Source organism: Rossellomorea vietnamensis, from assembly GCF_001305855.1.
Taxonomy (GTDB): Bacteria; Bacillota; Bacilli; order Bacillales; family Bacillaceae_B; genus Rossellomorea; species Rossellomorea vietnamensis_A.
Map to the genome: position 1 here is coordinate 1 of NZ_LIXZ01000020.1, position 13,196 is coordinate 13,196.

The 13,196-nt window shown below is 45.3% G+C and carries 13 protein-coding genes and 1 rRNA gene; all 14 read right to left on the reverse strand.

Annotation, left to right across the window (positions count from 1 at the left end; all coding sequences use genetic code 11):
* Positions 1 to 162: ribosomal RNA gene (locus AM506_RS18550) — 16S ribosomal RNA — on the reverse strand; the annotation flags it as partial.
* 423 nt (positions 163 to 585) lie between these two features.
* Positions 586 to 2,082: a lysine--tRNA ligase gene (gene lysS, locus AM506_RS18555; protein ID WP_200908467.1), complete on the reverse strand. Its 1,497-nt coding sequence runs from the start codon at positions 2,080 to 2,082 to the stop codon at positions 586 to 588.
* A 238-nt stretch (positions 2,083 to 2,320) separates the two neighbouring features.
* Entirely contained in the window at positions 2,321 to 2,545 is a 225-nt protein-coding gene (locus tag AM506_RS18560) for a helix-turn-helix domain-containing protein (RefSeq protein WP_060674178.1), read from the reverse strand.
* The gene (gene folK / locus AM506_RS18565; RefSeq protein WP_060674179.1) at positions 2,497 to 3,021 is read right to left on the reverse strand and encodes a 2-amino-4-hydroxy-6-hydroxymethyldihydropteridine diphosphokinase; all 525 of its coding nucleotides are present in this window, start codon (positions 3,019 to 3,021) and stop codon (positions 2,497 to 2,499) included. The genes AM506_RS18560 and folK overlap by 49 nt, the downstream gene beginning before the upstream one ends.
* A 1-nt stretch (position 3,022) precedes the next feature.
* Positions 3,023 to 3,382: a dihydroneopterin aldolase gene (gene folB / locus AM506_RS18570; protein WP_060674182.1), complete on the reverse strand. Its 360-nt coding sequence runs from the start codon at positions 3,380 to 3,382 to the stop codon at positions 3,023 to 3,025.
* On the reverse strand, positions 3,375 to 4,148 hold the full coding sequence (gene folP, locus AM506_RS18575) for a dihydropteroate synthase (RefSeq protein ID WP_082386446.1): 774 nt from the start codon (positions 4,146 to 4,148) through the stop codon (positions 3,375 to 3,377). The genes folB and folP overlap by 8 nt, the downstream gene beginning before the upstream one ends.
* Before the next feature lie 52 nt (positions 4,149 to 4,200).
* Positions 4,201 to 5,070 carry an aminodeoxychorismate lyase gene (gene pabC, locus AM506_RS18580; protein ID WP_060674186.1) on the reverse strand — a complete coding sequence of 290 codons (870 nt, stop codon included), beginning with the start codon at positions 5,068 to 5,070 and terminating at the stop codon, positions 4,201 to 4,203.
* A gap of 3 nt (positions 5,071 to 5,073) precedes the next feature.
* Positions 5,074 to 5,658, reverse strand: a complete 585-nt coding sequence (gene pabA, locus AM506_RS18585) for an aminodeoxychorismate/anthranilate synthase component II (protein ID WP_060674188.1) — start codon at positions 5,656 to 5,658, stop codon at positions 5,074 to 5,076.
* Positions 5,655 to 7,058, reverse strand: a complete 1,404-nt coding sequence (gene pabB, locus AM506_RS18590) for an aminodeoxychorismate synthase, component I (RefSeq protein ID WP_060674190.1) — start codon at positions 7,056 to 7,058, stop codon at positions 5,655 to 5,657. The genes pabA and pabB overlap by 4 nt, the downstream gene beginning before the upstream one ends.
* Positions 7,059 to 7,216: 158 nt before the next feature.
* Positions 7,217 to 8,146 carry a cysteine synthase A gene (cysK, locus tag AM506_RS18595; RefSeq protein ID WP_060674192.1) on the reverse strand — a complete coding sequence of 310 codons (930 nt, stop codon included), beginning with the start codon at positions 8,144 to 8,146 and terminating at the stop codon, positions 7,217 to 7,219.
* A gap of 231 nt (positions 8,147 to 8,377) precedes the next feature.
* Positions 8,378 to 9,259, reverse strand: a complete 882-nt coding sequence (locus tag AM506_RS18600; RefSeq protein ID WP_060674193.1) for a peptidyl-prolyl cis-trans isomerase — start codon at positions 9,257 to 9,259, stop codon at positions 8,378 to 8,380.
* A gap of 24 nt (positions 9,260 to 9,283) precedes the next feature.
* A complete protein-coding gene (hslO, locus tag AM506_RS18605) occupies positions 9,284 to 10,165 on the reverse strand; it encodes an Hsp33 family molecular chaperone HslO (protein ID WP_060674195.1) in 882 nt (293 codons plus the stop codon).
* A gap of 19 nt (positions 10,166 to 10,184) precedes the next feature.
* Complete coding sequence (locus AM506_RS18610; RefSeq protein ID WP_179126166.1) at positions 10,185 to 10,952, reverse strand: type III pantothenate kinase; 768 nt, start codon at positions 10,950 to 10,952, stop codon at positions 10,185 to 10,187.
* 265 nt (positions 10,953 to 11,217) lie between these two features.
* Positions 11,218 to 13,179 (reverse strand): ATP-dependent zinc metalloprotease FtsH, encoded by a 1,962-nt coding sequence (ftsH, locus tag AM506_RS18615; RefSeq protein WP_060674197.1) that lies wholly within the window; start codon positions 13,177 to 13,179, stop codon positions 11,218 to 11,220.
* Between the last annotated feature and the right edge of the window lie 17 nt (positions 13,180 to 13,196).

Genomic DNA, 13,196 nt, shown 5'->3' on the forward strand with positions numbered 1-13,196 from the left:
CGGTTTCCCGGAGTTATCCCAGTCTTACAGGCAGGTTACCCACGTGTTACTCACCCGTCCGCCGCTGATATCAGGGAGCAAGCTCCCATCAATCCGCTCGACTTGCATGTATTAGGCACGCCGCCAGCGTTCGTCCTGAGCCAGGATCAAACTCTCCGATAAAAGTTTGAATAGCTCTTTAAAAATAAATCTAGAATTAACGTTGACGTATTGTCTTGTTTTGTTCAGTTTTCAAGGTTCAATGTGTATGTGCTTCTGTTTGAAGCGACCCTTTAAATATTACATTATCGACTCTTCTAAGTCAATAACTTTTTTTAAAAAGTTTTTCGTGTTGTGTGTCGCGTTTTGCGGCAACAGATAATACTATACCACCATAAAAACCTTGGGGCAAGAGTTTTTATGATTCTTTTTTAACTTCTATAGAATATCAGTCTAATGACATTGTTTCCTTTCATTTTTGCGTAAAAGAAAGAGTGCCTTTAGTCCCGATAGAGTGTTTGCACCAAATTATTATCTGCCATCCTTTTCGATACGATTCAAAAAAAACAGCCGAGGCTGAAACCCCGGCTGTTCCTATATATCTTATTAGTCACGGTGACGCATTAATGGGAATAATAGCACGTCCCGGATGGATGGGGAATTGGTTAACAGCATAACAAGTCTGTCGATACCGATTCCGAGGCCACCAGTTGGAGGCATTCCGTATTCAAGAGCCTCGATGAAATCATTATCCATCATGTGGGCTTCGTCGTTTCCTTCTTCTCTTTCTTTTAATTGTGCCTCAAAGCGTTCTCTTTGATCGATCGGATCATTGAGCTCCGTGAAGGCATTGGCATGTTCACGGCCAACGATGAATAGTTCAAAGCGGTCTGTAAAGCGTGGGTCTTCGTCATTCTTCTTCGCAAGTGGAGAAATTTCCACGGGATGACCATAGATGAAGGTTGGCTGAATTAACTTATCTTCCACCTTTTGTTCGAAGAATTCATTGACGACGTGACCATATTGCATATTGTCTTTGATTTCGATGCCGTGTTCTTTTGCAAGGGCCCGTGCATCTTCATCGGACATTTCCTGCCAGAAGTCAACACCCGTTTGCTCTTTAACGGCATCTACCATATGAAGGCGAGTCCATTCCGGCTCAAGATTGATTTCATTGTCAGCGTATTGAACCGTAGTAGATCCGAATACTTCTTTCGCAATGTGAGCAACAAGGTTTTCAGTCAAAGCCATGATATCACGGTAATCTGCATACGCTTCGTAAAGCTCGATCATCGTGAACTCAGGATTATGTCTTGTTGAAACTCCTTCGTTACGGAATACACGTCCAATTTCGTATACTTTTTCAAGTCCACCGACGATCAGGCGTTTTAAATGAAGCTCGATGGCGATACGCATATAAAGCGGCATATCAAGAGCGTTATGATGTGTATTGAACGGACGGGCAGAAGCCCCACCTGCGATTGCGTGCATCATTGGTGTCTCTACTTCCAGGTAACCGTTGTTATCCAGGTATCTTCTCATAGATTGAATGATGCGGCTGCGGGCGATGAACGTTTCTTTGCTTTCCTGGCTTGTAATCAGGTCCAGATAACGCTGACGGTAACGTTGTTCAACGTCTTTTAATCCGTGAAATTTTTCAGGAAGCGGGCGAAGTGCCTTCGTCAGCAGGTGGAATTCTTTCGCTTTAACAGAAAGTTCCCCTACTTTTGTTTTGAATACAGTACCTGTGATCCCTACGATATCACCAAGGTCTGCTGTATTGAAAACCTCATATGCTTCTTCACCGATGGCATCTTTACGAACATAGATTTGAACTTGTCCAGCCAGGTCCTGAAGGTGGGCAAATCCCGCTTTTCCTTTTCCACGCTTCGTCATGATACGGCCTGCAATCGTGACGGTGATATCTTTCTCTTCCAGTTCCTCTTTAGAAAACTCATCGAATTGAGATTTGATATCCGATGAACTGTGTGTACGATCATATCGTTTACCGAATGGATCCTGTCCTTTTTCACGGATGGCTTCCATCTTTTCGCGTCTTACGCGAAGCTGGTCATTGATTTCTTCGTGACTCATGTGTTTCACTCCTATTCTATCTGCTTGCTTTAGTAGACTAATACGGTTATATACCATACTATTTTACACAATATCTATGTTTGTAACACCCCTAAAGTACGAGTAATTTCAGAAACGTACGTCGAGATGCACGAAAACCTATCGAGAAATCTAAAAAAGGCCGATCCAATTGGGTGACAGTGTCACATATTGGTTACAGCCTTATCTAGAATAACATAAAAAGGAATACAGGTGAATCAAGGGGCATTTACTGACTACGGCCGGTTTCTTCTTGGGGGATAAGATCGTCCAGGGGGATGTTCAGTACTTCTGCAACATTCACCAAGAAATCCTCTTTCGGTATCCGACTCCCTCTTTCCACTTCTCCAAGGACCGACACGGAGATGGAAAGCTCCTTGGCCAAACTTTCCTGAGTATATCCTTTTAGCTTTCTGAATGCACGAATGCGTCTTCCCCATTTATCTGTTTCCATAACCGAACTCCTTCTTTGTCAGGTATTTCGTCCAGAAATTCAGCGAACGGGGCATTAAAAGAAGGATGCTCAATCCGCGGAGCCACCTCTAATAACGGGATTAATACAAATGCTCTTTCTTGCATCCTTGGGTGAGGGATGAGTAGATTCTCTGTTTCGACCGTATCACGATTAAAGAGTAGGATGTCCAGGTCTATTATTCTCGGACCCCATTTGAACTCCCTTTCCCTTCCAAGGTCGATTTCCACCTGCAAGCACTGATGTAATAGAGTTTCTGGACTTAAACTGGTACGAATTTCGATGACCATGTTCAAAAATTCATCTTGTTCTGTAAATCCTACCGGGTCTGTTTCATACAGAGAGGATTGTTTCGTTACCTCTATCTTACCATGACTGCCTAAGATGTTTATGGCTTTTTCTAAATAACCCGCCCTGTCTCCCATATTGGAACCAAGTGAAATATATGCAGTATTCATCCTATCGACTCCTATTAATCTCCACCGCCACCGATTGGTAATGACCTGGAATGGGTGGATCAGGCTTGATTAGTGTGATTTTACAGCTCTTGACAGCATTGAATGTTTCCAGGATTCGGGAAGAGATGTCTTCAGCCACGGCTTCGACTAAATTCCTTGGCTCTCCCTCCACAACCGATTTAGTGATGGAATAAATCTCCGCATAGTTAACGGAGTCTTCAAGCTGATCGCTTTGACCGGACTTCCTTAAATCTAAATGCAACTCTACACTAACACGAAAACGTTGTCCAAGTTTGTTCTCTTCCTGGAATACACCGTGATAGCCGTAAAACTCCATTTCATTTAACAGAATCTTATCCATATATTTTCTCCTTTCCTACGAGGACATCCATCATTTTTGCCATACGTGCCATCTCCTTTACATCATGAACACGTACGATGTGACAGCCTTTTTGAATACCGTAGCAAACTGTTGCCCCCGTCCCTTCCATCCTTTCCTCGACAGGGAGGTCAAGGACATGTCCGATGATGGATTTCCGTGACGTTCCAAGCAGAACCGGATAGCCAAGTGAGACGATGACATCCAGATGCCTCATCATATCTATGTTCAATTGTACTGTTTTGGCAAAACCAATGCCAGGATCGAGGATGATTTGTTCATCCTTTACTCCCGCTTCCTTAGCGATGAAGATGCTCTCCTGCAAATCTTGAATCGCATCCCGTACGAAATGGCTGTATTCCCGATTATCCCGGTTATGCATGAGAATGATCGGGGCACCGGTATCCGCCGCTACCCGTGCCATTTCAGGGTCCTTTTTCGCACCCCATACATCATTAATGATACTTGCGCCTGCTTCAAGCGCTTTTCTTGCCGTGGCAGCCTTATACGTGTCAATGGAGATTGGTACGTTCACTTCCCGGGAGATTGCTTCAATAATCGGCACAACCCGAGAAATCTCTTCTTCGGCAGGTACGACCTCATGGCCAGGCCGGGTCGACTCACCACCTATATCAATGATGTCTGCACCCATCTCCACCATTTCTTTCGCACGTTCCACAGCCCGGTCCAGCTCATTGAAAGACCCGCCATCCGAGAACGAATCGGGAGTGATATTAAGTATCCCCATGATAAGCGTCTTCTGTGTAAAATCCAGTTCGTATTCTCCGCACTTCACTGCGTCATCCCCCTCGCTTCATTTCCTGTATTGAATTCAAGTGTCGTTTATATATTGTGTACTGCTCATGAAAGAGTCCAACAACCTTTCCATGTCGTCCCGGTAACCGTATGGAATCCATTTTGTTTACCGGTATGATCTCTTGAACGGAATTCGTGAAAAACACTTCATCCGCTTCAATCATTTCCTTTTTTTCAAACATCCCGACCTGTACCGGTATATTCAATCGATCGGCAAGAGCCAGGATGAACTGCCTGGTGATCCCGTTTAACAGTCCGGTTTCCACCGACGGCGTATATAATTCTCCGTCCTTTACCCAGAAGAGGTTGGAGGTGATCCCTTCACAGAGGAACCCTTCTTTTGTCAGAAAGATGCCTTCTTTATCTGGCGATGCTCCGATTTCCCTTTTTGCCGCCATATTGTTCAGGTAATGATGGGATTTGAGACGTTCTCCCGTTTCCGGAGTGTTTCTTCTAAGCTTTAGGAATACCCCTTCTTTTTCCTTTAAAGGGGAGGGTGGCGGTAATTCCTTTTGAAAAAGTATGACGGTTGCATCCTCATAAGGAGTCGTCTTCAAGCCGATTTCTCCAGGCCCACCTGACACATTGAAACGGCAATACGCATCCTTAAGGTCATTTTTCTTTAACAGCTCCGAGATGGTCCGCCTGATCTTTTCCTCTTCCAGGTCGGCTTCAATATTCAATTCCTTTAACCCCCGGGAAAGTCTGTTCAGATGATCCTTTAGCAAAAATGGATGGCCGTCATAGGTGCGAAAGGTTTCAAACACTCCCATGCCGTACAAGTAGCCGTGATCAAATGGAGAAATGGCCGCTTCTGACTGGTGAACGATATCCCCGTTAAGATATAGATACATGGGTCACGCCATCCCTACTTTTTTATACGCGTTCAGAAAGTTGAGGAGCAGCCGCTTCCCCTGCTCAGTCATGATGGATTCTGGGTGGAACTGCACTCCCTCCACGGGAAGGTATTTATGTCTGATCGCCATGATTTCTCCCTGCGCGGTTTCGGCAGATATGTCGAAGCAATCCGGAAGAGTCTCCCGTTTAACGATCAGGGAATGATACCTCGTTGCATTGAAAGGTTTCGGCATCCCTTCAAATACGGTTTTCCCGTCATGTATCATCGGGGAGACCTTTCCGTGCATCAACCGTTCGGCTCGAATGACGTCTCCTCCGAAAACCTGGGCGATGGACTGATGTCCGAGACAAACGCCGAAGATCGGAATCTTCCCGGCAAATGCCCGGATCGCTTCCAGGCTGACACCCGCTTCGTTCGGGCTGCACGGACCCGGAGAAATCATCAAATAATCCGGGGACATAGCTTCAATTTCATCGAGGGTGATCTCATCGTTCCGCTTCACGATCAGTTCTTCCCCAAGTTCCCCTAAGAATTGTACAAGATTATAGGTGAATGAATCGTAGTTATCAATCATGAGAATCATAGATTTTCTCCTTCCGCCATACCCTTCGCTACCCAGAGGGCTTTCGCTTTCTTGAGGGATTCTTTGTATTCGTAGGCTGGATTTGAATCAATCACCACTCCTGCTCCTGCCTGGATGTGACCTTTTCCTTCTTTCACAAGCATCGTCCGTATGACGATGTTCAATTCCATATCGCCATTGACCCCGATCCAGCCAATTGAGCCTGTGTAAATCCCCCGCCTGACCGGTTCAAGCTCTTCGATGATCTCCATCGTCCTCACTTTAGGCGCACCTGTGATCGTCCCCCCGGGAAAAACAGAACGAATGACGTCCGCCCCCGTTTTGGTTTCATCCAGTTTCCCCCTGACATTTGATACGATGTGCATGACATGGGAATATTTTTCGATCACCATGAACTCGTTGACTTCGACTGTCCCGTATTGGCATACCTTCCCCAGGTCATTCCGCTCCAAATCCACAAGCATCACATGCTCGGCTCTTTCTTTTTCATTATGGATCAGTTCCAGGGCAAGTCTTTCATCCTCTTCGGCATTCTCACCACGGGAACGGGTACCTGCAATCGGCCTTGTGCTTACTTCCGTTCCTTTTTTCTTCACGAGCAGCTCAGGTGACCCGGACACAATCTGGAAATCCGGGCTGTGGATATAACTCATATAGGGAGAGGGGTTTAATTCCCGAAGCTTTTTATAAACCTCATATGGCTCTGTTCTCAACTGTTGAGACTGGCGGACAGATAAATTCACCTGAAAGACATCCCCCTGTGAGATATAAGATTGAATTCTTTTCACTGCCTCTGAAAACTCTTCCTCATCCATCGACACTTCAATATCCGCCCTGTCTAGAGGCAGAGGATTGCTCTTCGTATCATTGATGGAGGAGAGGGCACCCGTCCAGGAGGATGTCCAGCGTGAAAGCTCCACCTTTGCCGATTCCGTCTCTTGATCGGATAAAATCATCGTCCATAAACAATTCTCCTGATGATCGAAAACCGCCCACTCCTTCAGGTAATAAAAATACAGGTCGGGGATCTCCAGATCATCCCGCCACAGTGAAGGAAGTTTCTCGATCTTTCTTGCATAGTCATAACTAAGAAAACCGATCACTCCCCCCTGGAAGTCAGGGAGATCCTCTTTTCTTTCCGTTCGATAGGGGGTCATCCATTTTTCCAACTCAATCAACGGATCTCCTTGGATCACTTCAGTGCCAGATGAGTCTTTTATACTCAAGCCCTCCGGAATACTGTGTAAAATGACGTCAGGTCGCAGTCCAGCCACACTATATCGTCCACCCCGGCCACTTTCCAACAAAATATGATGTGTTTGATGCTGACTAAGCTGTTCGTATGCTGAGAAGAATTGTTCTTTGGTTGTATGGTTTTTATGAAAATACAGGTGCTGCACGGACCCCTCACACTCCTAATGTTTATCTCCTTTCATGATACATGAACTTCGAGGAGGTTTCATCGTTAAAAATTTGAAATCATGTGCGGTCTGATCGATTTTTCAGCATTAAAAAAGATCCCGAAGCAACTTACACTTCAGGATCCTGCATTTACATTCTATTCTTCATCAAATTGGTAAAGAGGGGTGCTTAAATAGCGTTCTCCGTTACTAGGGATGATGGCCAGCACTTTTTTTCCCTTCCCTAACTTCTTCGCTACTTCAAGAGCGGCGTAGATGGCGGCCCCGGAGGAAATTCCGCCAAGGATCCCTTCTTCTTTTGCCGCTCTTCTTGCAAAGTCAAATGCTGAATCCTTATCGACCTGTATGACATGGTCATATACATCAGTATCTAAAATCTCAGGGATGAATCCGGCTCCGATTCCCTGGATCTTATGAGGACCCGGCTTCCCTCCTGATAAAACAGGGGAATCCGACGGCTCGACTGCGTATAATTCAACCGATGGATAATGCTTTTTCAACACTTCCCCAACGCCTGTAATCGTTCCGCCCGTCCCGATACCTGCGATGAAGGCATCAAGCTGATCACCCATCTGTTCCACGATTTCCGGTCCGGTCGTTTCACGATGAACCTTAGGATTAGCTTCATTTTTGAATTGCTGCGGCATGAAGAAGCCTTTTTCTTTCGACAGCTCTTCCGCTTTGCGAATGGCGCCACCCATTCCTTCAGAACCCGGTGTCAATACAAGTTCTGCACCGTAAGCCCGTAACAGATTGCGCCTTTCTGTACTCATCGTGTCAGGCATGACGAGCAAAGAACGGTATCCTTTAGCGGCAGCGACCATGGCAAGGCCGATGCCCGTGTTACCGCTTGTCGGCTCAACGATCGTATCTCCGGGTTTGATCGTACCTGCAGCTTCCCCTGCTTCAATCATTGCCAGGGCGATCCGGTCCTTCACGGAACTGCCCGGATTCATATATTCTAATTTCAAATAAACATCCGCACTATTCTCATCCACTAATCGATTCAGTTTTACCACTGGAGTCTGACCTATTAATTCTGAAATTGAATTGGCTACTCTCACCATTCGTTCATCACTCCTAATTCCAAGTAAATTTGTTGGTTTTAATAAAATGTAACAATATTCAATATATTTGTCAACGATAATGCTTTTCTTTCCAGGGCACTTCTCCATGTGCACACTTCCGCGATTGCACACCCTCACTCACCTACATTTATATGCACCTTGCACTTATCCTATGTTTCGTTTAAAGGAATCGAAGTATGTAAAAGGAGCTGACCGAAGCCAGCTCCTTCATTATTCCTGTTTGCCATAAAACCACTCGACGTTCACTTCATCCCAAAAGGATTCAGGCTTTAACGGTGTTTCGACTTGTTCTAAAGCAATCTGTCTGCGAATTTGTGATTTTACTTCCTTAAACGAAAAATCTCTCTCCTTCAGGATACCGTCTACGTAATAAAACACATATTCTGAATCCTGTTGAATCGGGGAGGTCCATTCACCCTGTGATAACTGTTCTACCTCCGATTTCGCTTCCGGAGAAAGAATATCCCCATCAATGGGGACATACCCGATGTCCCCTCCTAAATGTGCGCTTTGCTCATCGGTAGACCGCTCCATGGCCAATGCTTCAAAGTTAGATCCGCCATCGAGTTCCTTCAGAACCTGTTCCGCTTCTGTTTGATCCGCTACCTTCAGCTGCTTCAGCTTATACATTTTAGGGATTGAATACTGGTCCTCGTTCTGAGTATAGAATTTTTTCATCTCTTTTTCAGGAACCTGGACATCCTTCGTGATGAGCTCCTCTAATAATAATTCAGATTTGATCTGCTTTTTCAGCGTATTTTCATCTTCAAGGTTTTCTTCATCATAGGCATTATAAACGGATTGAATAAGATAGTATTCCTGTTCTACTTCTTTATTTGAAACAGAGATATCGTATTTCTTTGCTAAGTGGTCAATCACTTTTTGATTGACCATAGTTCTCAGTTCTTCTTTTCCATGTTGCTGCTCCAGTTCATATAACCAATCCTCACGGGTCACGGATTCTCCGCCGACCGATGCGACTACTTCCGGAGTACCGACTTTCCCTGAGGACCAGTTCCACACAAGCGTGATCAGATTCGTGACAAGCAGTACCCCTATGATCACCATGAGTACAGACCGTTTAATTCTCATTCTCCCATTCTCCCTGGATGTAATTTATTCCTTAGCGCTTGATTTCAGTTCTTCTAATTCTTCTTTAGAAAAAATATAGGCTTCATTACAGAAGTGACAGCTTGCTTCCGCACTTCCATCTTCATCGATCATCTCTTGAATTTCCTGTTCCCCTAAGCTGATGATCGCATTCGAAAAGCGCTCTTTGTTGCATTGGCACTTAAATGCCACCGGAAGCGTTTCAAGTACCTTGACTTCCCCTTCTCCAAGCACTTCTTCCAATACCTCTTCAGGTGTCAGGCCTTTTTCGATCAATTTAGAGATTGGAGGGATCTTCGCCAGACGCTCCTCAATCTTTGTGATTGTCTCATCTTCCGTTCCCGGCATAAGCTGGAGGATGAATCCTCCTGCAGCAAGAATCGAGTTGTCTGGATTGACCAACACTCCGACCCCTACAGAAGAAGGCACTTGTTCCGACGTGACGAAATAATAGGTGAAATCTTCCCCAAGTTCCCCCGATACAATGGGAACCTGACCTGAGAAATAATCCCTCATACCGATATCTTTCACCACCGATAACGTACCTTCCGTACCGACCGCCCTGCGGACATCAAGCTTTCCATGCTCATTCAAATCAAAGTGGACATGGGGATTGGTCACGTATCCTCTGACCTCGCCTTTTGCATTGCTGTCCACAAGGATGGCTCCGATCGGACCGCCGCCTTCTACTTTGATCGTTAATTTATTTTCACCTTTGAGCATGGCGCCCATCATCACACCGGCACTGATGCTTCGACCCAGTGCTGCAGATGCAGTCGGCCATGTACCATGTCTTCTTTGTGCTTCCCCTACTGTATCCGTGCTTTTGACAGCATACGCACGTACTTGCCCGTCATAAGCTAACGCCTTTACTAAATAATCACTCATGGTTGCAGCCCCTTTCACTTTAATTCATATTTCTCTTGTAAATTAATTTCAGCCCTTTTAACGTCAGGAATGGATCTACTACGTCTATGCTATTGGATTCTTTCGAAATCAGCGTGGCTAATCCTCCCGTGGCAATGACCGTTGGTTCTTTCTTACTTTGCGCTTTCATTCTTTGAACGATACCTTCGACTTGTCCGACATATCCATAAAGAATACCCGCCTGCATAGCTGTTACGGTATTCTTTCCAATGATCTGTTCTGGACGAGCGATTTCAATCCTTGGCAGTTTGGCAGCCTTCGAGTACAGCGCCTCCGTTGATATTCCTATTCCCGGGGCAATCGCGCCACCCATATATTGTCGTTCTTCATTGATATAGCAATACGTCGTCGCTGTACCGAAGTCAACGATGATGAGCGGGCCGCCGTATTCATGAATGCCGGCGACTGCATTGACGATTCGATCCGCTCCGACTTCCCTGGGATTTTCATACTTGATGTTCAAGCCTGTCTTAATCCCGGGTCCAACAACAAGTGGAGTAATATGAAAATACTTCTCACACATGCGTTCCAAACTGAACATGATCGGAGGGACAACAGAAGAAATGATGATTCCGTCAATTTCCTCAAACGTCAAATTCACATGCTCAAATAGATTCTTTACAAGCATGCCGAACTCATCTTCGGTTTTATGTCGATTCGTTTCAGCTCTCCAATGATATTTTAAATGGTCATTTTCATATACACCAAACACAATATTGGTATTCCCTACATCCATTACAAAAATCAATATCCTCACCTACTAAGCCAATTGTTTTCACACTGCCAACATCATACCATAATTTATTTAGAATAGGTACAAAAGCGGAACCGGCTTGGTCAGACCCGACAAGCATAAGGCGACTTCACCGGAAAGGCGTTTTTTGCCTTTTTGGTGAAGTTGACTTATGACCTCGAGGGGCTAGCCGGTGGAGCTGGATGAGTATAAAAGCAACCGGCTGGTCAGGATTCCACAACAAAAAGGATGCACCCATAAATGGATGCACCCTTCATTATTATGTGCGATCAGAATTAGTGTCGTCTTCTTTTGAAGTCGTGTCTTCTACAATCGCAGTGTCTTCATTTTTCTTTTGGATGTTCACCTTCACGTCACTGTTTTCCTGATCGGATTCATATGTGCGTTCAGGCAATTTGCCGTGATCCATCAGAGACTTGATTTGCGCTGCGTCTAATGTTTCTATATCCAATAAAGTTTTGGCAATGAGTTCAAGCTTTTCACGATTTTCAGTAAGAATTCGCTTCGCTCTCTCATAGCTTTCTTTGATGAGACGCTGCATTTCTAAGTCAATTTCATACGCGATGGCATCTGAATAGTTTTGTTCACTATTGATGTCACGTCCAAGGAACACTTGACCACCCTGGGATTGACCGAACTGAAGTGGTCCGAGCTTATCACTCATACCATATTCAGTGACCATTTTACGGGCGATTCCAGTTGCACGTTGGAAGTCATTGTGTGCACCAGTGGATACATCTCCGAAGATGATTTCCTCTGCCACACGACCACCAAGTAATCCGGTAATCTTATCAAGAAGCTCAGGCTTCGTCATGAAGTAACGATCTTCTTTAGGAAGCATGACAGCGTAGCCGCCAGCCTGCCCACGAGGAACGATGGTTACCTTATGTACCATGTCAGCTTCATCAAGGACTAATCCGATCACGGTGTGACCCGCTTCGTGGAATGCCACGATTTTACGTTCTTTTTCAGATATGACTTTGCTCTTCTTGGCAGGACCTGCAATGACACGGTCCGTTGCTTCGTCGATATCGCGCATATCAATTTTCTTCTTATCTTCACGAGCCGCCACAAGTGCCGCTTCGTTCAGAAGGTTTTCCAAATCGGCTCCGGAGAAGCCTGGTGTTCTCATGGCAATCGCTTTTAGATCCACTGAATCATCAAGCGGTTTATTATGAGAATGTACTTTAAGAACAGCTTCACGACCTCTAAGGTCAGGACGATCTACTGTGATTTGACGGTCGAAACGTCCTGGACGCAATAATGCCGGATCCAGAATGTCAGGTCGGTTCGTAGCAGCGACGATGATGATACCTTCGTTCGCTCCGAAACCGTCCATTTCAACAAGTAACTGGTTCAGGGTTTGTTCACGCTCATCGTGACCTCCGCCCAATCCTGCTCCACGTTGACGACCGACTGCATCGATCTCATCAATGAAGATGATACAAGGGGCGTTCTTCTTCGCGTTTTCAAATAAGTCACGTACTCGAGATGCACCGACACCGACAAACATTTCAACGAAGTCGGAACCACTGATTGAGAAGAAAGGAACTCCCGCTTCTCCAGCTACAGCTCGTGCAAGTAGGGTTTTACCTGTACCAGGAGGTCCCACTAGAAGGACACCCTTCGGAATGCGGGCACCCACTTCAGAGAACTTGCGTGGATCCTTTAAGAATTCCACTACCTCTACAAGCTCCTGCTTTTCTTCATCTGCACCCGCTACATCTTTAAAGCGGACTTTCTTCTTCTCTTCACTGTAAAGCTTAGCTTTACTCTTACCGAAGTTCATGACACGGCTTCCACCGCCTTGAGCTTGGTTAAGTAAGAAGAAGAACAGGATGAAGATGATGACAAACGGAATGATGGTTGTGAAGAAAGATACCCAGCCGCTTGTTTCCTTGGCCTGTAATACTTCCACATCGATACCTTGCTCCGATGCCGCAGTATTGATCTTATCCATCAGCTTTCCATCTGTGGTAAGGACATAGGTCAAGAAGTACTCTCCTTCTTTAGCCCCTTCCATTTGTCCTTTTACTTCATAAACACCTCTGCCGGGCTGAATTGAAAAAGAAGAAACATCTCCGTCTTCAAGGTTATTAATAAATGTACTGTACTCGATATTTTTGGTTGGCTCGTTGTTGTTACTGAAATAACTCACCACACCTATAATCACTAAAAAGACTAGTAAATAGAATATGGTGTTTCGAAAGATCCGGTTCATCCCTTACCTCCTCCCAC

Bases quoted from the DNA above. Each gene is read 5' to 3' on its own strand.
- AM506_RS18560 (WP_060674178.1), bottom strand. From the start codon at position 2,545: ATGGAAACAGATAAATGGGGAAGACGCATTCGTGCATTCAGAAAGCTA.
- folK (WP_060674179.1), bottom strand. From the start codon at position 3,021: ATGAATACTGCATATATTTCACTTGGTTCCAATATGGGAGACAGGGCG.
- folB (WP_060674182.1), bottom strand. From the start codon at position 3,382: ATGGATAAGATTCTGTTAAATGAAATGGAGTTTTACGGCTATCACGGT.
- folP (WP_082386446.1), bottom strand. From the start codon at position 4,148: ATGGGGATACTTAATATCACTCCCGATTCGTTCTCGGATGGCGGGTCT.
- pabC (WP_060674186.1), bottom strand. From the start codon at position 5,070: ATGTATCTATATCTTAACGGGGATATCGTTCACCAGTCAGAAGCGGCC.
- pabA (WP_060674188.1), bottom strand. From the start codon at position 5,658: ATGATTCTCATGATTGATAACTACGATTCATTCACCTATAATCTTGTA.
- cysK (WP_060674192.1), bottom strand. From the start codon at position 8,146: ATGGTGAGAGTAGCCAATTCAATTTCAGAATTAATAGGTCAGACTCCA.
- AM506_RS18600 (WP_060674193.1), bottom strand. From the start codon at position 9,259: ATGAGAATTAAACGGTCTGTACTCATGGTGATCATAGGGGTACTGCTT.
- hslO (WP_060674195.1), bottom strand. From the start codon at position 10,165: ATGAGTGATTATTTAGTAAAGGCGTTAGCTTATGACGGGCAAGTACGT.
- ftsH (WP_060674197.1), bottom strand. From the start codon at position 13,179: ATGAACCGGATCTTTCGAAACACCATATTCTATTTACTAGTCTTTTTA.